The organism is Mesorhizobium sp. B1-1-8, assembly GCF_006442795.2.
Taxonomy (GTDB): Bacteria; Pseudomonadota; Alphaproteobacteria; order Rhizobiales; family Rhizobiaceae; genus Mesorhizobium.
The window spans coordinates 2,331,448-2,353,895 of the sequence record NZ_CP083956.1 but is presented as its reverse complement, the minus strand read 5'-3'; the positions used below and the strand labels follow the sequence as shown (position 1 = coordinate 2,353,895).

The following is a 22,448-nucleotide window of genomic DNA, read 5'->3' as shown; positions in this document are numbered from 1 at the left end:
TTTCTTCCGCCTACTGCTTGAACGAAGCGATCAGAGCGTCCGAGCCGCGCGCCAACAGGCCGAGGTCGGAACCGACGGCCACCATCGTGAAACCATCGGCAAGATAGCGGTCTGCGTCGGCCTTGATGGGTGCGAGTATGCCACTGGCTTTGCCTGCCGCAGCCGCGGCCTTGCACACGGATGCGATCGCCTCCCGCACATGCGCGGCGCCGGGATTGCCCATCGCGCCCATGTTCGTGGAAAGGTCGCCCGGTCCGACGAAGAGAACATCGACACCTTCCACCGCAGCGATCTCAGCGGCATTGGCGACGCCGATCTTGTCCTCGATCTGAACTGCGAGAAGCTGCTGCTCGCGTGCCTTGGCGTGATAGCCGGCGATGCGGCCGAACGCGTTGGCGCGGTGACCGACCGAGAAGCCGCGGAAGCCGCCAGGCGCGTAGGTCATCGCGGCGACGATTGTACGGGCCTGCTCCGCCGTGCGCACATTCGGGATCATCAGGCTGCGCGCGCCGACGTCCAGCGCCTGCTTAATCAGGTTCGCATCGTCCGACGGCAGGCGCACCACTGCCTCGCAAGGAAACGCCGCCGCGACCTGCAACTGCGCCATGATGCTGCGCAGATCGTTCGGGCTATGCTCGCCGTCTATCAGCAGCCAGCCCGCTCCGGAGCCCGCGACCACCTCGGTGGTAAGCGCCGAAGCCAGCGAACACCAGATGCCGATATGAGCCCGGCCGGCCTGAACGGCCGCCTTCAACGTGTTGAGGCGTTCCTGCATTTTGCGATCAATCTCCCATGGACAAAGGCGCAGTAAAATTTGTATGATGTCCTATATCATATGGCCAAGCTTGACCGCAAGATGCGTCGCGCGCAGCAAGTAGGAGTTTGAGAATGAAGACCGGTTTCATCGGGCTGGGCGTCATGGGTGCGCCGATGGCGCGGCATCTTGCCGATGCGGGGCACGAGATCGTCACGGTGCTCAATCGTTCCCCTCTCCCGCAAGACCTTGAAGCATCGGTCGTCGCCTCCGCCGCCGAGGTCGCGCGGCAGTCTGAAGTCATCGTGACCATGCTGCCCGACACGCCAGACGTGGAGCGCGTCCTGCTTGGCCCGGACGGCGTCCTGGAAGGACTATCGCCGGGCAAGCTGGTCATCGACATGAGCTCGATCAGCCCGATCGCGACGGCCGAATTCGCGGCGAAATTCAGAGAGGCCGGAGCCGGCTATCTCGACGCGCCGGTGTCCGGCGGCGAGGTCGGCGCCAAGGCGGCAAGCCTCACGATCATGGTCGGCGGACCGGCTGCCGAGTTCGAGCGGGCGCAGCCGATCTTCCAGAGGCTGGGTAAGAATATCACCCTGATCGGCGAGCAGAATGGCGCCGGGCAGATCTGCAAGATCGCCAATCAGATCATCGTCGCGCTCAATATCGAGGCCGTCGCCGAAGCGCTGGTCTTTGCCAGCAGGGCCGGCTGCGATCCGGCGAAGGTGCGCAGCGCGCTGATGGGCGGCTTCGCTTCCTCCCGTGTGCTCGAGGTGCATGGCGAACGTATGATCGCCCGGACCTTTGCTCCGGGCTTTCGCATCCGGCTTCACCAGAAGGATCTTAACCTTGCGCTCGAAAGCGCACATGCGCTTGGCGTCTCCCTGCCGAACACGGCGATGGCGCAGCAATTGATGAATGCCTGTTCGGCGCGAGCGGGAGGTGCTGAGGCCGACCACTCGTCCCTCGTCCGGGCGATCGAGACCATGAGTAATCATGAACTGTCAAAAGAGAAGGAATGAACCGATGCGCGGAACCGGCAAGGCCGATGTCTTCGTGATGCTGGCCCATCCAGTCGGGCATGCCAAGAGCCCCGGCATGTTCAACGAAATCTTCGAGCAGAAGGGCCTCGACAGCCTGATGGTGCCGTTGAGCTGCCGCCCGGAGGATTTTGAAACCTTCTGGGCCGGCATCACGGCGGCCGAGAACATTCGCGGCGTGATCATCTCGGTGCCATACAAGGTCGCGGTCTTTCACAAATGCGCGACGGCCCACGATCGCGCCGCACGCGTGCAGAGCGCGAATTCCGTGCGCCGGCAGGCGGATGGCAGCTGGTATGCCGACAATTTCGACGGCGTCGGCTTCATCGAGGGGCTGAAGGCCGGCGAACACCGGATCGCCGGCAAGCGCATCCTCCAGGTCGGCGCCGGCGGCGCGGGCGCCTCGCTGACTTATTGCCTTGCCGAAGAAGGCGCGGCGGAAATCCGCCTGGCCGATATCGACAGGGGACGCGCGCAAAAACTCGCATCGCTGGTCAACAAGGCTTTCCCCCGCTGCCGGATCGAGGTCGGAGAGCCTGATCCACCCGGAATGGACATGGCGATCAACGCGACACCTTCCGGACTGAAGCCCACCGATCCGCTGCCGATGGACGTGACCAAGCTGACGCCGGAGATGACGGTGGTCGACATCATCATGGAGCCGGCCGAGACGGCGCTGCTCAAGGCGGCGAAGGAGATCGGCTGTCGCATCCAGCCGGGGCGCCCGATGATGGATTTCCAGGTCGAGGCCATGTCCGAATTCTTCGACATCGAGCGGAAGGATCGCGGCAATGGCTGAGGCATCGACAGCGGTCGTCATCGGCGGCACGTCCGGCATCGGACGCGCCATCGCGCTGCGCTTCGCCGAGGACGGCTTCCAGGTGGCCGTCGCAGGCCGCGATGCCGTTCGAGGCGAGGAAGCGGCGGGCGCCAGCGAGGCAGCGGGTGCGCCGAGTGCCCGCTTCGTGCAGACCGATGTCGCCGATCCGGCCTCCGTCGAGACGCTGGCGCGGGAGGTCGTGGGCACGTTCGGCACACCCGATGTGGTGGTCAACTGCGCCGGCATCCTGCAGAGCGGCAAGCATGTCCTCGATCAGGACCTCGACGAAGACGAGAAGATGTGGCGCATCAACTATCGCGGCACGCTGCTGGGCTGTCAGGTCTTCGGCCGACTGATGTCGGCCGCCGGACGCGGCGCGATCCTCAATGTTGGCTCGCTCGCCTCCTTCGCGCCGCTGTCGCTGCCCGCCTACACACCGGGAAAGCATGCGGTGCTGGCGCTCACCCGGATGCTTGCGGCCGAGCTTGGCCCGCACGGCGTTCGCGTCAACGCCGTGGCGCCGGGATATACGCTATCCGACGGGCTGAAGGCCAAAATCGCCAAGGGCGAGCGCAATCCGGAAGCGATACAGGCAACCACTGCGCTGCGCCGCTTCGTCGAGCCGCGCGATGTCGCCGAAGCAGCCTTGTTCCTCTGCTCCGACCGCGCCGCGTCGATCACCGGCGTCACGCTTCCCATCGATGCCGGCTGGCTCGTCCAGGCGCCGTACGCGCAATACCTGCAGGGCAACCCCATCCGGCAGACACCGGCAATCTGACAAGGAAGAATCCAGTGGGCGATATCCAGCGTTTCGACTTCGACACCCGCATCCATCACGGCGTCATCTACAACAGCACGCTGTATCTCACCGGCCAAGTCGCCAGGCCGGGACAATCCGCAGCCGACCAGATGCGCGAGGTGCTCGGCAAGATCGACGCGCTGCTCGCCAAGGCCGGCACCGACAAGACCCGGATCCTCCACGTTCAGATGTGGCTGGACGACGTGCGGGATTTCGACGAGGTCAACCCGGTCTGGGACGCCTGGATGCCGAAGGAGCACGCACCGGCGCGCTCCTCCGGCGAAGGACGGATGGCCAAGTCCGGCATGCTGGTTGAACTCATCGTCACGGCGGCGGTTTGAATGGTCTTGCCGGTTCGGGCATGATCCCGAATCTGAACTTGAACGGAAGGGCCTAAATGACGAAGCGCAAGCCGCTTTCCACCGTCGTGGCGGAGGGCCTGGCCGAGAAGATCCGCTCAGGTCGGTTGCAGCCCGGCGCGCAATTGCCGACCGAGGCGGAGCTTTGCGCCGAATACGACGTCAGCCGCACCGTTGTGCGCGAAGCGGTTGCGCGGCTTCGCTCGGAGGGCATGGTGGTGCCGCAGCAGGGGCGCGGCATGTTCGTCAGTGAGACGCCGGCGCCGCGCAATTTTTCGATTCCCGACGAGGCGCTGCGCACCCTGCCGGAGACCATCGCGCTGCTCGAATTGAGGTTGAGCGTCGAGGTGGAGTCCGCCGGGCTTTGCGCGGAACGGCGCACCGACAAGGACGCGCGCGATATCCGCGCCATGATGGAACAGGTTGACGCCCAGCAGGCCGATCCCTCAGCCGTCCAGATCCACTACGACTACGATTTCCACCTGGCGATCGCCAAAGCCGCGCGCAACGAGTTCATCCACGGCTTCCTGAGCTATCTCGGGCCCATGATCGTGCCGCGCTTCCAGCTGGGCTATGTGGTCGAACCCGCGCTCAAGGACAGCTATTACGCCCGTATCCACAGCGAGCACAAAGCCATCGTCGATGCCATCGAGAGGCAGGACGGTGGCAAGGCGCGACAGGCCATGCGCAAGCACCTGCACAACAGCCTGGGGCGCGTCCGCGCCCTGGCCCGGGCTTCAGGCGTGGAGGCGACGGATGTCGATCAGAAAGCGGCCGCAGCCTCGCTCTTCAAAGGCATGAAGAGGCCTGCCTCGACAGGTGCGTGAGAGCTCGACTGTTCGGGGCCTTTTTGCGGGACCGGCTTCGCCGCCCACCACGCTTGCGAAAGCCATGTTTTTGCTCCGCTGGCCGGCAGCGACCCTTGCAATGCGGCTGAGCACGTCGCTTTCCCGCGGTTTCTTGGGATTTTCAGCTTTCTAAATCGCACTGCCGGCTCGAAAAATTCTGGACGCAGGAACCAATTACGAAAGTTTATCTTTCCTTTTTGCTGGTTTTCTTGGTTTCGCGGCGGCGGCCCAGGCCGCAGACTGAAAGCCAGGCAAATGGGGAAGCCCACGTGACGACAGCCTTCATCACAGGTGCGACGAGCGGCATAGGGCGAGCCATCGCGATTGCGTTGAGCGACGCCGGCTACGACGTCTATGCGGTTGGGCGCAGCAAGGCCCCTCTCAAGGAACTGCAGGCCGAGCGGCCCGGTATCGTGCCCATTGCCGTCGACGTCACCGACCGAGAAGCGCTGGAATCGGTGCTGGCCGATCTCACCATCGACGTGCTGATCAACAATGCCGGCATCATGCCGCCACTCGGCAATTTCGCCGACATGACGATCGCCGACATCGACGCGACGCTGGAGGTGAACCTCAGCGCGGCGATCATGCTCACTCGCCTTGTCGTGCCGCAGATGCGCGATCGTCAGTCGGGGCACATAATGTTCACCGGCTCCGTTGCGGGCCACGCGCCATTCTCCAACATTGCCGTCTATTCAGCCACCAAGGCGGCGATCTCCGGTTTCGCCGCCGCGCTGCGCGCCGACCTCTCCCAGTTCGGAATACGTGTGACCGAGATCGTCGCCGGCCGCGTCGAGACGCAGCTTTACAACGACATCCTCGGCGCCGAGGCCCGTGCGGCCATGTACGCCGGAAAAGTGGTGCAGCCGGATGACCTGGCCAGGATGGTCGTCGCGCTGCTCGCCTTGCCCGCGTGGGCCGATGTTACCCGCTTCGACATCATGCCGACTTGGCCGACCTCGCCGAGCGGCACCAAGTGAGGAAAATAGGATGAAAGATCTTTCCGTGCTCATCGTTGGCGGCGGCGCCGGCCTCGGCGCGCTCCTGGCTCGCATGGCTGTCGAGGCGGGAGCGGCGAAGATCGGCATCATCGACATCAACCAGGAGGCCGCCGAGGGTGCGCTGGAACCCGCGAAGGCCAAGGGCCTGCCGACCGCTGCCGCGACTTGCGATATCCAGGTCGGCCCGCAGTGCCACGCAGCCTTCGACGCCATCGTTTCGAAGCTCGGGCGCGTCGACACGCTGATTAACTGCGCCGCGATCTATCCGCGTCGCCCGCTCCTCGAGATCACCGACGCCGAGTGGGACGCTTCGAACGGCATCAACATCAAGGGCACCTACCACATGATGGTGGCCGCCGTTCGCCACATGCAGTCGCAGGAGCCGAAAGCCCATGTGCGCGGCCGCATCGTCAACCTGACGTCCGTCGACGCCTTCAAGGCGCATCCGCAGAACGCCCATTACGCGGCGACCAAGGCGGCCGTCGTCAGCTTGACGCGATCCTTCGCGCATTACGTCGCCAAGGATGGCATCCTGGTGAACTCCGTTGCGCCGGCCGGCATGGCCACGGAGAAGGCAAAAGCCCTCGGCTTCCTTGAGGAACTCGCCAAGGCAAGCCCGCTCGGCCGTGGCGCCGAGCCGACGGAAATCGCCGAATGGGTGCTCATGACCGGTGGGCCTAAGAACACCTACATGACTGGCGAAAACGTAATCGTCTCAGGCGGTTACATTTACGCGTAAATCAATCGTCAGAAGCCGATGGCGTCTGAAATAGCGCAGTGCATGATCAACGGAGTCTCGAAAGAAAGGAGGCGGACTTCACCATGGCCGGCAAGCTTCGCCTTCCCTCGCTCAATGCGCTGCGGGTCTTCCATGCCGTCGTGCAGCACAAGAGCTTTCGCCAGGCCGCCGATGAGCTTTTGGTGACGCCGCAGGCCGTCGGCCAGCAGATCAAGCTGCTTGAGGACACGCTGCAAGTGACGCTGTTCGAGCGCAAGGGCCGGTCGATCGAACTGACTGAGTCGGCGATCCTTCTGTCGCACTACGTCAAGGCAGGCTTTGACGAGTTTTCCGAAGGCGTTCGCCGCGTCACCAAGTCGAACTATCGGGATCGCATCAACCTCAATGCGAGCCCCTACTTCGCCACCCACTATCTGTTGCCGCGGCTTTCGCTGTTTCGCGAGATCCTGCCGGTCGCGGATCTGCGCCTGACGACGATGGTCGACCTGCCGGATTTCGGACGCGACGACATCGATATGACCGTGCAGTGGGGCTACGGCAACTGGCCGGACTACGAGACGACGCTGCTGGTGCCGGACCCGAAGATCATCTGCTGCACGCCGGCCATCGGCGAAAAGATCAAGTCGGCGCAGGACCTGACGCGGTTCACGCTGCTCGACACCGTCAAGTCGAAGCGCCTGTGGCCGGACATATTGCGCCACCTTGCCGTCGAGCAGACGGAAGGCGACCGCAGTATCGGCTTCGACGATGCGGCAACCATGCGCCGTGCAACCATGCAAGGCATCGGCGTCGGATTGGTCTCCGTCATCGATGCCGTGGAGGATCTGAAGTCCGGCGCGCTGGTCGCGCCGATCGGCCGCGACGCCCTCGCCGATATGAAACCGGAGGAAGTCCCCGGATTCTACCTGATCGTCCCGCGCGGCCATCTGCGTGCGAAGGCGGTGGCCGCCCTGCACCGATGGCTGGTCCAGCAGGATTGGGGAAGCGACCTGAAGATTTCCGCCCTGCCGAAACCAACCCCGCTTTCCGACTAGGAGCGGCATCGTGACTGAGGTCCGAAGTCTTCTTCGGACCTCCAACAACAAGAAACGGAACAACTCAACAGTGGAGACAAGAATATGAAAATGATCAAATGGGGGGCCCTGGCCCTTGGCCTCGTGCATTTTTCAGCCCCGGCAGAGGCCGCGGGCGGCAAGACGCTCGACACCGTCAAGGCGCGCGGAACGCTCAACTGCACCGGCCATGACGGCTCCTATCTCGGCTTTGCCGAGGTGGATGACAAGGGCAACTGGAAGGGCATGGACATCGACCTCTGCAGGGCCGTTGCCACGGCCGTGCTGGGGGACCCGTCAAAGCTGAAGGTCGTGCCTATCAGCTGGGCGCAGCGCTGGCCGTCCCTGCAATCGGGCGATGTCGACATCATCATCAAGGCGTCGGGCGGCACGCTCAGCCGCGACACCGAGCTTGGGCTGCAATTCTCCATGTCCTATTACCTCGGAACCACCAAGGTGATGGCGCACAAGGAGCTCAACCTCAAGTCGCTCAAGGACGCCACGGGCGGCACTATCTGCATTCCTGCCGGCACGACGATCGAGCAGCAGGTTGCGGCGTATTCGCAAAAGATCGGGATCAAGCTGGAACCGGTCGTCATCGAGAAGACGGAAGAACTCGAGCAGGCATATTTCTCCGGCCGCTGCGACATGTACGCCCAGTGGGGACCGGTCCTCGCGATAGCTCGCGTCGCCAAAGGCAAGGTGGACGACCACGTGATCCTGCCCGACGTTCTCGCGGTCGAGCCGGAAGTGATGATTGTGCGCCAGGGTGACGATAACTGGGTCGACATCGCCAATTGGACGCTGACCGCCCTGCTGTTCGCCGAACAGGAAGGTATCACGTCCAAGAACGTCGACGAAATCAAGGCAAAGCCGACCTCGCCGCAAGTCGCCAAGTTCCTCGGCGCCTCGCCGGGCATGGGCAAGGGTCTCGGGCTCCCCGACGACTGGGCCTACAACGTCATCAAGAAGGTCGGCAACTACGGCGAAATCTTCGATCGCGATCTCGGCAAGGGGTCGCCCTACAAGATGGATCGCGAACTGACCAACCTGTGGAACAATGGCGGCGTCCTGTTCCCGTTGGTGATCGACTGATCCGTTTTTCAACGGAGTTCGCTTCAGGCTTCGCCCGGCTCGCGCCGGGCGGAGCAAGCGACAATTCGGGAAGGGTCGGAAAATGAGCAGCCTGCTGAGAAATCAGAAGGTCCGCAACGCATTCGTGCAGGTCCTGTATGTCGGCTCGATCGCCGCGCTGGTGCTTGCCGGCGTTGTGATCGCACGACGGAACCTGGCCGAGCAAGGGATCACCTCCGGCTTTGATTTTCTGTTCAAGTCGACCGGCTGGGACGTCAACTTCTCGCTCCTGCCGGCGACCGCCAACGATCCCTATTGGTGGTACTTCCTCATCGGCATCCTCAACACGCTGTTCCTGGGAAGCGTCGGGCTGATGCTTGCAACCATCGTCGGCACGGTCGTCGGCCTGGCCCGGACCTCTACGAATGAACTGGCGCAGTTGCTCGGCCGCACTTATGTCGACATCTTCCGAAACATCCCGCTGATCCTGCAGGTTTTCTTCTGGTATGCGCTCATCACGCATCTGCCTCCGCCGCGCAGCGCGCACCAAGCCTGGGGCCTTCTGCTGACCAGTCGCGGCCTCTACGTGCCGGTCCCGAATGTCGGCGGCGCGGCGATGGCCGCCGCGACATTGGCCGTGGTCGCGGCAATCGTGCTGCCGGTATGGCTGGGCAGGACGTCGCGCCTCAGCCAGCCGGTCGGCCAGCGCGTCACCATCCAGCTTATAGGCGCGGCGGCGGCGCTGGCCTGCGCGGCCAGCATACTGGTGGCCGGGCGCTTGCCTGACGTGCCGTTGCTCGACTTCCCGGCACTGCAAGGCCTCAACCTCAGGGGCGGCCTGCGCATTCCGCCGGAATTTTCAGCGCTTGCGGTCGCGATCGCGATCTATGGCGGTTCCTATATTGCCGAGATCGTGCGCGGCGGCTTCAAGTCCGTCGGCAAGGGCCAGATGGAGGCCGCGCGCTCGCTGGGCCTGAGCCCCTGGCGCGTCTTCACGCTGGTGCGGCTGCCGCTGGCGCTCCGTGCCATGCTGCCGATCCTGGCCAACCAGTATGTCTGGCTGATGAAGGCGACCACGATGGGCATCGCGGTGGGCTTCACCGATTTCTTCATGATCGTGGCGCTGGCCATCAACCATTCCGGCCAGACGCTGGAAGCAATCGGCATCCTGATGGCAGGCTTCCTCGCTATCAACCTCAGCCTGGCCGCCATGTTCAACCGCATCAACAAAGCCATTGCCCTCAAGGGCAATCAACTGAGGGGATGAGAGATGGAGATGGTCATTGTCGCGCCCCCCGCTCCGGGAAAGATCGAGGATCTGAGGCGCCGCTTCTTTGCGACGCCGCTTCAGGCGCTGTTGTCGCTGGTCTCCCTGGCGATCCTTGTCTTCCTGGGCTGGAAGCTTCTGAACTGGGCGATCTTCTCGGCCGTCTTCACCACCAGCGGCGGGCCGGAAGCCTGCCAGGCAGCGTCAGGGGCCTGCTGGTCGGTCATCGCCGCCAGATGGCGGATCATTCTGTTCGGTCTTTATCCCTTCGAGGAGCAATGGCGCTCGGCGCTGGCCTGCGTCACCGTGGTGGTGATGACGGTGCTGAGCTGTATCCCGGCCTTCTGGACCGGCCGGCGGATCGCTCTGGTATGGGGCGCCGGAGCGGCGCTCTATTACGTGCTGATGAAAGGCGGCGTGCTTGGGCTCGCCCATGTTGGCGAGGAAGCGTGGGGCGGCCTGGCGCTGACCCTCTTCATCTTCGTGACGACCTGTCTGATCGGCTTTCCGCTGGCGATCTGCCTGGCGCTGCTGCGCCGGTCGGAACTGCCCTGGATATCCCGCACCACCGGCCTCATCATCGATGGTGTCCGTTCGCTGCCATTGATCTCCATCCTGTTCACATTCGCCATCGTCCTGCCCTTCGCCCTGCCGCAATGGCTGGCAGGCGACAAGCTGTACCGGGTGATCCTCGGTTCCGCCCTGTTCTTCTCGGCCTATCAGGCCGAGATCGTCAGAGGCGGCATGCAGGGCGTTCCCAGCGGACAGGAAGAGGCCGCCATGGCGCTCGGCATGAACTATTGGCAGCGTATCGGCCGCATTCTCCTGCCCCAGGCCATGCGCAACGCGCTGCCGGCAACGATCAACCAGTTCGTCATCTCCTTCAAGGAGACCTCGCTGGTGGTCATTGTCGGCTTCTTCGAGATCCTGGCTTCCGGCAATGCCGCTTACGGCACCGGCGAATGGCGGTTCGCCTATATCGAAGTCTATGCCTTCATCGCGATGATCTATTTTGTCTTCGTCTTCAGCCTTTCCCGCTATGGCGCCTATCTCGAGCGCCGCATGTCGGTCGGCGAACGGTAAGGAGGCGCGCAAATGATCGCAGTTGGTTCGGGTGAGTCCGGCGGGCCTGCCGTCCGCATCGAGAACCTCGACAAATATTATGGGTCGTTCCACGCGCTGCGGAATATAAACCTCTCGGTCGAGAGGGGTGAAAAAATCGTCATCTGCGGACCCTCCGGATCCGGCAAATCCACGATGATCCGCTGCATCAACCGGCTCGAGCAGCACAATGGCGGCCGCATCGTCGTGCTCGGCACCGAGCTCAACGACGATGTCGGCAACATCGACGGGATCAGGCGAGAGGTCGGCATGGTGTTCCAGCACTTCAACCTGTTCCCGCACATGACTGTTCTGGAGAACTGCATGATCGCGCCGATGCTCGTGCGCAAGCAGCCGCGCTCGGGGGCCGAGGCAACCGCCCGGCGCTATCTCGAAAAGGTCCGCATCCCCGAGCAGGCGTTGAAGTTTCCCGGCCAGCTGTCCGGCGGACAGCAGCAGCGGGTCGCGATCGCGCGTGCGCTTTGCATGCAGCCCCAGATCATGCTGTTCGACGAGCCGACCTCAGCGCTCGATCCCGAAATGATCTCCGAGGTGCTGGACGTCATGGTCACGCTTGCCTCCGAGGGCATGACGATGATTTGCGTCACGCACGAGATGGGTTTCGCGCGCCGGGTTGCCGACCGGGTGATCTTCATGGACGGAGGCCAGATCGTCGAGGAGGCACCGCCGGAAGAGTTCTTCACCGCTTCGCAAAACGAGCGCACGAGGCAGTTCCTGTCGCAGGTGCTGGATCATTGAACGGCTTTGGGGAAGATGCAACGTGCTGAAGGCAGCCGCTCTGGTATTCAATGACTGACCCCGCAACCAGGTTGCACGAGATACTCGGACCGAAAGGCTGGCTTTCGGGCAGAGATGCCGAGCCTTACCAGCGCGACTGGCTCGATCGCTATGGCGTCGCGCCTTTGGGCGTCGCCAGGCCCGCCACCACCACGGAAGTGGCCGCGGTCGTCACCGCATGCCGGGAGGCAGGACTGGCGGTGGTGCCGCAAGGCGGCAACACCAGTCTTTGCGGCGGTGCCGTGGCCGAACAGTCGAACGCGGTGATCGTCTCGCTCTCACGCATGGCGGCGATCGGCAAACCTGATCTCGACAGCGGATCGATCGCCGTCGAGGCCGGCGTCGTGCTTGCCGCATTGCACGAAGTGCTGGAGCCGCACGGTCTGATGTTTCCGATGCATCTCGGCGCGGAGGGCAGCGCCAGGATCGGCGGCCTGATCGGCACCAACGCCGGCGGCAGCCAGGCTTTTCGCTACGGCATGATGCAGGATCTGGTTCTCGGCCTCGAAGTCGTGACTCCGGATGGCGCGGTGTGGGACGGGATGCGCGCGGTGCAGAAGGACAATGCCGGGTATCAGCTGCGCAAGCTGTTCTGCGGCGCCGAAGGCACGCTCGGCATCGTGACGCGCGCGATCCTGCGGCTCCATCCCAGGCCTCGGCAGCAGGCGAGCGCCCTTCTGGTGATGCCCGACTTTGCCGCCGCCGTTTCGTTCGGCGCCTTCCTGCGCGGCGAGGCGGGCGAATTCCTGACCAGCCTCGAGTTTTTCTGCGATCTCGGCTTGCAACTGGCGCTCAAGCATCTGCCCGATCTCGCCTATCAGCTGGATATGCGCGGCGACGTCTATCTGCTCGTCGAACTGGCATCGGGCTCGCCCCGCGTTCCGCTGGACGATATCCTGACTTCGGCGCTGGAATGGGGCATGGAGCAAGGCCTTGTCCTGGACGGCGCGCTGGCGACATCGGGCGCGCAGCGGGCGCAGTTCTGGCGGTTGCGCGAGGAGCAGCCGGAAGGCCAGCGGCTGGAGGGCGAGCAGCTCAAGCACGACATCTCCGTGCCGCCGGGCGCGATCGCGCGCTTCATCGAGGCGGGCGCGAAACTATGCCACGACATTCTTCCGGACGTGCGCATCAATCCGTTCGGCCATCTCGGCGACGGCAACATCCACTATAATTTGTCGCCGCCGGAAGGTCGTGCCGATTTCGATGGCACGGCTGGAGCGTTCGCCGAGGCGCTGGCATCTTTAGCCACCGAAATGGGCGGCAGCTTCGCGGCTGAGCATGGGCTTGGCCGTGCCAAGATCGCCATCGCCGACCGCAATAGAAGTCAGGTGGAGCGTGACCTCATGTCTCGGTTGAAGGACGCGTTTGATCCGCGGGGCACGATGAACCCCGGCGTTCTGGTGCGCCCGCCACAACAAAGAAAAACTTTCGAATAGTCCGCATTTCTTGATTTCGCACCAACCCGCCAGAGTGCAGGTATGAATCTGAAAAGGCAGGCTCGGTCCGGCCGCCAGTTTCAAGAGGATGTTGAAGCATGATCCGCAATGGCGGCCGCCTTCTTGTCGAGTGCCTGATCGCCCTGGGCGCGACCAAGAGCTTCGGCGTGCCCGGCGAAAGCTATCTCGCTGTCCTCGATGCGCTGCACGACACCGAAGGCAAACTGGATTATGTGCTATGCCGCAACGAAGGCGGCGCGGGCTTCATGGCCTCGGCCCATGGTAAGCTGATGGGATCGCCCGGTATCTGCTTCGTCACCCGCGGCCCGGGCGCGACCAATGCCAGCATCGGCGTGCATACGGCAATGCAGGACTCCTCGCCGATGATCCTGTTCGTCGGTCAGGTCGGCACCGACATGAAAGGGCGCGAAGCGTTCCAGGAGATCGATTACCGTGCGATGTTCGGCACCGTCGCCAAATGGGCGGTCGAGATCGAAGACGTCGAGCGGCTCCCCGAGATCGTAGCGCGCGCGTGGACCACCGCCTTGACGGGACGGCCCGGCCCCGTCGTGGTCGCCCTGCCCGAGGACATGCTGACCACCATGACCGAGGCGGCTCCACTCAGCGGGCCCGCGGCGATTTTCGAACCGGCGCCTGCCCCGGATGCGATCGCGTCGGCGCTCACGCTGCTGGCGGCTGCCGAGAGGCCAGTCCTGCTCATGGGCGGCGCCAACTGGACGGAGGATGGACGCGCGGCCCTCCAGGCTTTCGCCGAGGCTTCCGACATCCCGGTCGTCGCCGCTTTCCGCTACCAGGACCAGTTCGACAATCACTCGCCCGTCTTCGTCGGCGAGGCCGGCGTCGGCATGGTGCCGCATGTGAAAAACCTGATCCGCGATGCCGATGTGATCCTGGCCGTCAACGTCCGCTTCGGCGAGATGACCACGGATGGCTACACGCTTTTATCGGTGCCGGAACCGCGCCAGAAGCTGATCCATGTCCATGCGTCCGATCGCGAGATCGGCAAAATCTATGTGCCCACCATCGGCATTCAAGCCGGCCCGAACGCATTCGCCAAGGCGCTCGCCCCCATCAAAGGCGCCTGGGCCGATTGGCGCGCAGCGGCGCGCAAGGCCTATGAGGGGACCTTCACTGCGCCCGTGCAGCCCGGGCCGGTCGACATGGTCGCGGTCAGCGCCTGGCTGCGCGAGACCCTGCCGGGCGACGTCATCCTCACCAATGGCGCCGGCAATTTCACCGTCTGGCCGAACAAGTTCTTCAAGTTCGGACCGGAGGCGCGGCTGCTTGCGCCACAGTCCGGCGCGATGGGCTATGGCTTGCCGGCCGCGATCGCCGCCAAGGTCGCGTACCCGCGGCGCACGGTGGTCTGCTTTGCCGGCGATGGCGACTTCCAGATGAACTGCCAGGAACTCGGGACAGCCATGCAGGCCGGCGCGCAGCCGATCGTGCTGATCCTCAACAACGGCATCTACGGCACGATCCGCGCGCATCAGGAACGCCACTATCCGACGCGCGTCTCGGGAACCTCGCTTGAGAACCCGGACTTCGTGGCCTTGGCGAAGGCCTATGGCTTCCACGCCGAGCGGGTCGAGGCGACGCAGGATTTTGCGGCAGCGTTCGACCGCGCGCAAAAGTCCACCACCGGTGCCGTTCTCGACATCGCGATCTCGGCGGAAGCGCTCACGCCGCGACAGACCCTGTCCCAGATGCGCGACGCCGCGCTCGCTTCCCAGAAGGCCAAGGCATGACCTCCAGAACTGACGACATCCGTCTCGGCGCGGACATCGGCGGCACGTTCACCGACATCGCTCTCGACCTGCACGGCACGTTGTACTCGACGAAGGTGCTGACCAACTATGCGGCGCCCGAACAGGCGATCCTCGACGGTATTGCCATCGTCACCCGTGAAGCCGGCATCTCGCTTGCCGACATCGGCATCATCATCCACGGCACGACGCTGGCGACCAACGCCCTCATCGAGCGCCGAGGTGCCAAGACCGCGCTGGTCACGACCGAAGGATTTCGCGACGTGATCGAGATGCGAACCGAGAACCGTTTCGAGCAGTACGACTTGAACCTGCAACTGCCGACGCCGCTCATCCCGCGCGAGGACCGCTTCACCGTCAAAGGCCGCATCGGCGCCGAAGGCCAGGAACTGCAGCCGCTCGACGAGGCAGCGCTGGAAGACATCGCCGGGCGGATCGCGGCCGGCGGCTTCGGTTCGGTGGCGATAGGCTTCATCCACGCCTATGCCAACCCCGACCATGAACACCGGGCCCGCGAAATCCTCTCCAACAAGCTCAGCATCCCGATTTCGATCAGCGCCGAAGTCTCGCCGCAGATGCGCGAGTTCGAGCGCTTCAATACCGTTTGCGCCAACGCCTATGTGCGGCCGCAGATGGCTGACTATCTCGCCCGTTTCCAGACGCGCCTGAAGGATATGGGCGCCGAATGCCCGGTCTTCATGATTCATTCCGGCGGCGGCTTGATCTCGGTGGAGACCGCATCGGAATTTCCCGTACGGCTGGTCGAGTCCGGACCGGCCGGTGGCGCCATCTTTGCCGCCGACATAGCCAAGCGCTTCGGGCTGGAGAAGGTCGTCTCCTATGACATGGGCGGCACCACCGCAAAAATCTGCCTGATCGAGGATTACGCGCCGCGCACCGCCAGGACATTCGAAGTGGCGCGCACCTATCGCTTCTCGAAAGGTTCGGGCATGCCGATCTCCATCCCCGTGATCGAGATGATCGAGATCGGCGCCGGCGGCGGCTCGATTGCCTGGGTCGACGCCATGGGCCGCATCCAGACCGGACCGGAGAGCGCCGGCTCGGAGCCCGGCCCCGCCTGCTATGGCCGCGGCGGCAGGCGCCCGGCGATCACCGACGCCGACCTGGTGCTCGGCAAGCTCGATCCCGACAATTTCGCCGGGGGCGCGATCCGGCTCGACACATCCGCCTCCGAGCAGGCGATCATGCGCGACGTCGGTGAGCGCCTGTCGCTCGATGCGATGTCGACGGCCTTCGGCATCTGCGAGGTGGTGGACGAGAACATGGCCAACGCCGCGCGCGTCCATGCCGTCGAGAATGGCAAGAATATTTCCGACAATCTGATGATCGCGTTTGGCGGCGCGGCTCCGCTTCACGCAGCAAGGCTCTGCGAAAAGCTCGGCATCGATCAGTGCATCGTGCCGAGAGGCGCCGGCGTCGGCTCGGCGATCGGCTTCCTCAAGGCTCCGTTCGGCTACGAGGCGCTGGCGTCGAGGCTGACGCGGTTGTCGCGGTTCAAGCCGGCCGAGGTGAACGTCCTGCTTGGAGACCTCAAGGCGTCCGCCGAAGGTTTCGTGCGCACCGGCGCGAGCGGCAGGATCGTCTGCGAGATCACCGCTTTCATGCGCTATGCCGGCCAAGGCTGGGAGATCCCCGTGCCGCTGGCGGACGAACCGTTCGGCGACGATGCCGTGGCAAAGCTCAAGGGGTTGTTCGAGGAGAACTACCAGCGCTTCTTCGGCCGCGCCATCGAAGGGCTCGATGGGCTGGAGATCGAAATCGTCACCTGGTCGGTCAAGGCGACGGATGTGCGGCCCGTTGGGACGAGACACCAGCTCATCGCCGGCCAGAAGACCAGCCAACCGACAACGACCCGCGCGGTCTTCGATGCCGCGACTGGCGCACCGCAGACCCATGCCATCATCGAGCGCGAGACGCTCTGCGCCGGCGATCGAGTCGCGGGCCCGGCCGTCATCGTCGAGCGCGAGACGTCGACCGTCGTCACCACCAGCTTCGACGCCGTCATCCAGAGCGACGGCGCCATCCTTCTGATCCGCAAAGGCAGCCAGGCATGAGCGATATCAGTGAAATCCGCATGCAGGTCATGTGGAACCGGTTGATCTCGGTGGTCGAGGAGCAGGCGCTCACGTTGCTGCGCACCGCGTTTTCAACCTCGGTGCGCGAATCCGGCGACCTGTCGGCCGGCGTGTTCGACCCGCGCGGCCAGATGCTGGCGCAGGCGGTGACCGGCACACCCGGCCATGTCAATACCATGGCCGAAGCGGTGCTGCACTTCATGAACGAAATCCCTCGCGACAACATGTTCGAGGGCGACACCTATGTCACCAACGACCCCTGGCTGGGCACAGGCCACCTGCACGACATCACCATGGTCTCGCCGTCCTTCTTCAATGGCGAGCTCGTCGCCTTCTTTGCCTGTACCGCGCATGTGGTCGATGTTGGGGGCCGCGGCTTCGGCGCCGACGGCAAGTCGGTCTATGAGGAAGGCATCCAGATCCCGATCATGAAGTTCGCCGAGAAGGGTAAGGTCAATTTCGACCTGGTCCGGATCCTGCGCGCCAATGTCCGCGAACCTAACCAAGTCGTCGGCGATTTCTATTCGCTTGCGGCCTGCAATGAAGTCGGCCATCGCCGCCTCGTCGACATGATGAAAGAGATCGGCCTCACTTCGCTCGACGGGCTCGGCGACTTCATCTTCTCGCGCACCCGCGACGCCATGCTCGAACGCATCGAGGCGCTGCCCAAGGGAAGCTGGTCGAACGAACTCGTCACCGACGGGTATGACGAGCCGGTCAAGCTCGCGGCTACGGTCTCGATCCGCGACGACCATGTCGAGGTCGACTTCACCGGCACCGACCCGATGAGCCGCTGGGGCATCAACTGCCCGATCATCTACAGCAAGGCCTATGCCTGCTACGCACTGAAATGCGTGGTGGCACCGGACATTCCGAACAACGCCGCTTCGCTCGCCTTCTTCACCGTGTCGTCGCCAGTCAACATCCTGAACGCCGTGCGGCCGGCACCGGTGGCGCTCCGGCACATCTTCGGCCATATGGTCCCCGACCTCGTGCTGGGCGCGATCTCGCAAGCCCTACCCGGCAAGATCCTCGCCGAAGGCGCCGGCGCGCTGTGGAACATCCACATCTCGGTACGTCCTGTCGCGGGCGGTCCTGGCCGGCGCGCCGAGGTGCTGATGTTCAACTCCGGCGGCATGGGCGCGCGACCCGAGCTCGACGGGCTGTCGGCGACCGCCTTCCCTTCCGGCGTGCACACTATGCCGATCGAGGCGACTGAGCATACCGGCCCCATCGTGATCTGGCGCAAGGAGCTACGCCCGGACTCCGGCGGGGACGGCGAGTTCCGCGGCGGCCTGGGCCAGGTCATCGAGATCGCGGCGACCGATGGCCACGAGTTCGACTTTTCGGCCATGTTCGACCGCGTCAATCACCCGCCGCGCGGCCGCAATGGCGGCGAGCCCGGCGTCGCCGGCGTGGTCAAGCTCGACGATGGCACGAGGATGCGGCCCAAGGGCTGGCAGCATGTTCCGGCCGGCCGCCGGCTGATCCTCGAATTGCCGGGCGGCGGCGGTTATGGCGATCCGGCCAGGCGCGGCGCTGCGGCGCGGGCCAATGACCGCTCCAAGGGTTACATTTCGGAGAAAGACAAATGAGCTATGTTGCCTCGCGCCTGTCGGTGGTGAAGCCCTCCGCTTCCATGGCTGCCTCGCAGGCCGCCAAGGCGCTGCGTGCCAAGGGCGTCGACGTCATCGATCTCGGGCTCGGCGAGCCCGATTTCCCGACGCCCATGCACATCATCGATGCAGCGCATTTCGCAGCGAAGGCCGGCCAGACGCTCTACACGGCTGCCGCCGGCACGCCCGAGGTGCGCGAAGCCGTCGCCGGCAAGTTCCGCCGCGAGAACGGGCTGGACTGTACGGCCGACGACATCGTCGTAGCCAACGGCGCCAAGCAGATCATTTTCAACGCGCTGATGGCGACGCTGGAATCCGGCGACGAGGCGATCCTGCCGGCGCCCTATTTCGTCTCCTATCCGGAAATGGTGAAGCTGCTCGGCGGCACGCCTGTTGTCGTCGAATGCCCGGAGACCGCAGGCTTCCGGCTGACGCCGGAGCTGCTGGAAAAGACGATCACGCCGAAGACCAAGTGGCTGTTCCTCAACATGCCGGGCAACCCTTCCGGCGCGGCTTACTCCGGGGCCGATCTCACGGCGCTGGGCGCGGTGCTGGCCAGGCATCCTCAAGTGCTCATCCTGTCCGACGAGATCTACGAGCACATCCTCTTCGACGGGCGCGAATTCGTCTCCTTCGGCAAGGCCTGCCCTGAGCTCAAGGATCGCACGCTCATCGTCAACGGCGTGTCGAAATCCTACGCGATGACCGGCTGGCGTGTCGGCTATGCGGCGGGACCCGCGCCGCTCGTCAAGGCGATGTCGACGATCCAGAGCCAATCGTGCACCTCGGTGTGCTCGATCGCGCAGGCCGCGACCGTTGCCGCGCTCAACGGCCCGCAGGACGAAGTGGCGCGTTTCCGCCAGGCCTTCGAGATGCGCCGCAATCTGGTGGTCGACGGGATCCGCAAGATCAACGGGCTGACGCTCTCGCCACCGGAAGGCGCCTTCTATGCCTATATCGGCTGCGCCAGCCTGATCGGCCGCAAGACCCCAAAAGGCATCGTGCTGGAAGACGATATGGCGGTTGCGAATTACCTGCTGAACGAGGGCCGCGTGGCGTCTGTGCCCGGCGTCGCCTATGGACTTTCACCCTATTTCCGTATTTCGACCGCGACCGCAGAAGACGTGCTGAGCGAGGCGATCTCGCGCATCAATGGCGCCGTCGCGCTAGTGGAGTAGAACATGCCGCATTACGAACGTATCCTGATCACCGGCGCCGCCGGCCGACTTGGCTCGGAGCTGCGCAAGGGGCTGGTGCCGCTGGCAAAAACGATCCGATTGGCGGGGCGCCACTCGTTCGGTGATCTTGCCCCTCACGAGGAAGAAGCGGTCTTCGACCTCGCCGACATGGAAGCGACGATCGCGGCCACCAAGGACTGCGATGCCATTGTGCATTTCGGCGGCGCGCCGCTCGAATGCGAATGGCAGAAGATCCTCGATTCCAGCATCCGCGGCTCCTACCACATCTATGAAGGCGCCCGGAAACACCGCGTGAAGCGCGTCATCTATGCCTCCTCGGTGCATGCCATCGGCTATCACGAGATCGAGGCGCATATCGGCGTCGACGCGCCGGTGCGCCCCGACAGCCTCTACGGCGTGTCGAAGAACTTCGTCGAAAGCCTCAGCCGCCTCTACTGGGACAAGTTCGGCATCGAGACGGCATGCCTGCGCATCTTCTCGTCTTTCCCAGAGCCGGCGGACCGCCGCATGCTCTGGTCATATCTCTCCTTCGCCGACTGCGTGCGCCTGGTCGAGGCATCGCTGACCGCCCCGCGCGTCGGCCACACCATCTCCTACGGCATTTCCGACAACAAGCTGAAGATGGTCGACAACAGCGGCGCGGACCACCTCGGATTCATCGCGCAGGACAGCGCCGAGCCATTCCGTGCCGCGGTCGAGGCGAAGACGCCTGTGCCCGATCCTACCAGGCCATCCGTAAAATATCTCGGCGGCTGGTTCTGCGAGCTTGGGCACCCCGACGACAAGCAAGAATGACGTCCTAGGACCGTGGGCTGCCACGCGGCTTAACAATAGTTCCAAGCGCGCAGCGCAAGCATGCCATCGGTCAAGCTGGCGCGAGCAAAACCTGGTCCAACGCCGCCGTTGTTCGCAGACTGAATGTCCGGATCGCGAGCCTTTGGAGACGTCGCGTGGGCGGTTGATTAAGCGGCAACTCTTTCGCATATCGTTGCCGTCGCTACATAGCGCGTGGAGCGTGAAATCTTCGCTAGGTATTTACGTGACGCGGGACTAGCATGCGCCCGGGAGGTGGGCGATGACTGATGTCACGATCCGCCGGGCGGATTTCATGATGGTCCTCGCCTATGCGTCGGACCTTGCGACGGGCCATTCTCGCGACTTCGCGCTGAAATCCTGCGTGCTGGCAATGCGGATCGCTGAGCTTGCAGGCCTTTCCGAACAGGTTCGGCGCAATGCATACCACCAGTCGATGCTTCGCTATGTCGGCTGCAATGCCGACACGGATCTTCTGGCGGCCACCTTCGGTGACGAAATCGCGCTCCGCCGGGATCTTGTCGGTCTCGACATGGGCAACCGTGCGGAACTGGGCAGGGTCTTCGTGCAGGCCTTCAAGCGATTCTACTACGATCTTGAGCCTGACGCGCAGGCCAGGGCGATCGAGGCCGCGATGTCGCAGGCGCTGGCGGTGGCCCGCCCGGTGCTGACAGCCCATTGCGAGGTCGCGCAGCGGATCGGCGAGCGGCTCGGCCTGTCCGAAGAGATCCGGCGCAATCTTGGACAGATCTACGAACGTTGGGACGGCAAGGGTCTGCCGCGTGGGCTGAGCGGCGAGGATGTGCTGCCGGCCGTGCGTCTGATCACATTGGCGCAGGATGTGGTTGCGCTCAGCGATGCCGTCGGTATCGACGCGATGGCCGAAACCGTTGCCAGTCGCGGCGATGGTCCATACGAATGGGACTTGGCCCGACTCGTCGCCGCCAACGCTGCCGCGCTGATGGAGGGGATCGGCGCGACGGTCGACCGCGAAACCATTTTGGCACTGGAGCCGGATCCGCCGGTGACGTTGGATGAGGCGGCTTGCGACGAGGCGTTCCTCGCTATCGCCGACATGATCGACATGCGCATGCCGTTCACCCATGGCCATTCGCGGATGGTAGCGGAACTGGCCGAAGGTGCGGGGGCGGCTATCGGGCTGCCCATCCCCGACATCCGCGCGCTGCGCTGGTCGGGCTGCATCCATGACATCGGCGAACTCGTGGTGCCGGTGGCGACCTGGATGCGGAATGGTCCGCTGTCGGTGCGAGAACGCGACGCGGCACAACTGCACGCTTATTACGGCGAGCGGGCACTGGCTTCCTTCGGCCGCGACGGCGATGCGATGGGCGGGCTCGTGCTGCGCCATCACGAACGCCTGGATGGCTCGGGATACCACCGCAAGGTCGGCGGCTCCGATCTGTCCCCGGCTGCGAGGATTCTGGCCGCTGCCGAAGCGTTCCAGACATCGCGCGAGGAGCGCCCGCACAGAAAGGCGTTATCCAGCGAGGCGGCGGCGGCGCAATTGCGCACTGCCGTTCGTGAGGGCTGTATCTGTTCCGACGCCGCCGAGGCTGTACTGTCCTTCGCCGGACAGCCGTCGCGCCGTGCGCTGCCCCGGCCGCTGGCCGGCATGACGCCGCGCGAGATCGAGGTGTTGCGCCTGATCGCCGCCGGCGCCACCGCGAAGGAGGCGGCGCGGAAGCTGGATATCTCACCCAAGACCGCGGATCACCATATCCAGAGCGTCTATTCCAAGATCGGCGTGACCACCCGCGCAGCCGCCGCGCTCTACGCGGTCGAGCACGGGCTTGTCCGGCCGGGTGAAACGCAGGCATAGGGAATC

Annotated in this window: 20 protein-coding genes; 19 read left to right on the top strand and 1 reads right to left on the bottom strand. The window is 64.3% G+C overall.

Features of this window, described 5'->3' with window-relative positions; translation table 11 throughout:
* Positions 1 to 10: 10 nt before the first annotated feature.
* Entirely contained in the window at positions 11 to 775 is a 765-nt protein-coding gene (locus FJ974_RS11500) for an HpcH/HpaI aldolase family protein (RefSeq protein WP_140535828.1), read from the bottom strand.
* 113 nt (positions 776 to 888) lie between these two features.
* Here FJ974_RS11500 and FJ974_RS11495 point away from each other — a divergent pair, with 113 nt between their 5' ends.
* From FJ974_RS11495 to FJ974_RS11405, 19 genes are all read left to right on the top strand, one after another.
* The gene (locus FJ974_RS11495; RefSeq protein ID WP_140535825.1) at positions 889 to 1,779 is read left to right on the top strand and encodes a 2-hydroxy-3-oxopropionate reductase; all 891 of its coding nucleotides are present in this window, start codon (positions 889 to 891) and stop codon (positions 1,777 to 1,779) included.
* A 4-nt stretch (positions 1,780 to 1,783) separates the two neighbouring features.
* On the top strand, positions 1,784 to 2,596 hold the full coding sequence (locus FJ974_RS11490; RefSeq protein ID WP_140535821.1) for a shikimate dehydrogenase family protein: 813 nt from the start codon (positions 1,784 to 1,786) through the stop codon (positions 2,594 to 2,596).
* Positions 2,589 to 3,395, top strand: a complete 807-nt coding sequence (locus FJ974_RS11485; protein ID WP_140535817.1) for an SDR family NAD(P)-dependent oxidoreductase — start codon at positions 2,589 to 2,591, stop codon at positions 3,393 to 3,395. The genes FJ974_RS11490 and FJ974_RS11485 overlap by 8 nt, the downstream gene beginning before the upstream one ends.
* Positions 3,396 to 3,409: 14 nt before the next feature.
* Entirely contained in the window at positions 3,410 to 3,757 is a 348-nt protein-coding gene (locus tag FJ974_RS11480; RefSeq protein WP_140535814.1) for a RidA family protein, read from the top strand.
* A gap of 56 nt (positions 3,758 to 3,813) precedes the next feature.
* Complete coding sequence (locus FJ974_RS11475) at positions 3,814 to 4,602, top strand: FadR/GntR family transcriptional regulator (protein ID WP_140535811.1); 789 nt, start codon at positions 3,814 to 3,816, stop codon at positions 4,600 to 4,602.
* Positions 4,603 to 4,892: 290 nt separating this feature from the next.
* Entirely contained in the window at positions 4,893 to 5,603 is a 711-nt protein-coding gene (locus FJ974_RS11470; protein WP_140535808.1) for an SDR family oxidoreductase, read from the top strand.
* Positions 5,604 to 5,613: 10 nt separating this feature from the next.
* Entirely contained in the window at positions 5,614 to 6,363 is a 750-nt protein-coding gene (locus tag FJ974_RS11465) for an SDR family NAD(P)-dependent oxidoreductase (protein WP_140535806.1), read from the top strand.
* An 83-nt stretch (positions 6,364 to 6,446) separates the two neighbouring features.
* Complete coding sequence (locus FJ974_RS11460) at positions 6,447 to 7,397, top strand: LysR substrate-binding domain-containing protein (protein ID WP_140535801.1); 951 nt, start codon at positions 6,447 to 6,449, stop codon at positions 7,395 to 7,397.
* An 84-nt stretch (positions 7,398 to 7,481) separates the two neighbouring features.
* On the top strand, positions 7,482 to 8,510 hold the full coding sequence (locus tag FJ974_RS11455; protein ID WP_140535797.1) for an amino acid ABC transporter substrate-binding protein: 1,029 nt from the start codon (positions 7,482 to 7,484) through the stop codon (positions 8,508 to 8,510).
* Positions 8,511 to 8,592: 82 nt separating this feature from the next.
* Positions 8,593 to 9,756: an ABC transporter permease subunit gene (locus FJ974_RS11450; protein WP_140535794.1), complete on the top strand. Its 1,164-nt coding sequence runs from the start codon at positions 8,593 to 8,595 to the stop codon at positions 9,754 to 9,756.
* Positions 9,757 to 9,759: 3 nt separating this feature from the next.
* Positions 9,760 to 10,839, top strand: coding sequence for an amino acid ABC transporter permease (locus tag FJ974_RS11445; RefSeq protein ID WP_140535789.1), 1,080 nt, complete (start codon positions 9,760 to 9,762; stop codon positions 10,837 to 10,839).
* Positions 10,840 to 10,851: 12 nt separating this feature from the next.
* Positions 10,852 to 11,616 carry an amino acid ABC transporter ATP-binding protein gene (locus FJ974_RS11440; protein WP_140535785.1) on the top strand — a complete coding sequence of 255 codons (765 nt, stop codon included), beginning with the start codon at positions 10,852 to 10,854 and terminating at the stop codon, positions 11,614 to 11,616.
* A 50-nt stretch (positions 11,617 to 11,666) separates the two neighbouring features.
* Positions 11,667 to 13,091 (top strand): FAD-binding oxidoreductase, encoded by a 1,425-nt coding sequence (locus tag FJ974_RS11435; protein ID WP_140535781.1) that lies wholly within the window; start codon positions 11,667 to 11,669, stop codon positions 13,089 to 13,091.
* A gap of 98 nt (positions 13,092 to 13,189) precedes the next feature.
* Positions 13,190 to 14,860 carry a thiamine pyrophosphate-dependent enzyme gene (locus FJ974_RS11430; RefSeq protein WP_140535779.1) on the top strand — a complete coding sequence of 557 codons (1,671 nt, stop codon included), beginning with the start codon at positions 13,190 to 13,192 and terminating at the stop codon, positions 14,858 to 14,860.
* Positions 14,857 to 16,953, top strand: coding sequence for a hydantoinase/oxoprolinase family protein (locus FJ974_RS11425; protein WP_140535776.1), 2,097 nt, complete (start codon positions 14,857 to 14,859; stop codon positions 16,951 to 16,953). The genes FJ974_RS11430 and FJ974_RS11425 overlap by 4 nt, the downstream gene beginning before the upstream one ends.
* Positions 16,950 to 18,569 (top strand): hydantoinase B/oxoprolinase family protein, encoded by a 1,620-nt coding sequence (locus FJ974_RS11420; protein ID WP_140535772.1) that lies wholly within the window; start codon positions 16,950 to 16,952, stop codon positions 18,567 to 18,569. Before FJ974_RS11425 ends, FJ974_RS11420 begins: the two co-directional genes overlap by 4 nt.
* A complete protein-coding gene (locus FJ974_RS11415) occupies positions 18,566 to 19,768 on the top strand; it encodes a pyridoxal phosphate-dependent aminotransferase (protein ID WP_140535767.1) in 1,203 nt (400 codons plus the stop codon). Before FJ974_RS11420 ends, FJ974_RS11415 begins: the two co-directional genes overlap by 4 nt.
* 3 nt (positions 19,769 to 19,771) lie before the next feature.
* Positions 19,772 to 20,584, top strand: coding sequence for an NAD-dependent epimerase/dehydratase family protein (locus FJ974_RS11410; RefSeq protein ID WP_140535762.1), 813 nt, complete (start codon positions 19,772 to 19,774; stop codon positions 20,582 to 20,584).
* 280 nt (positions 20,585 to 20,864) lie between these two features.
* Positions 20,865 to 22,442 carry an HD domain-containing phosphohydrolase gene (locus FJ974_RS11405; protein WP_140535758.1) on the top strand — a complete coding sequence of 526 codons (1,578 nt, stop codon included), beginning with the start codon at positions 20,865 to 20,867 and terminating at the stop codon, positions 22,440 to 22,442.
* The last annotated feature ends 6 nt before the right edge of the window (positions 22,443 to 22,448 follow it).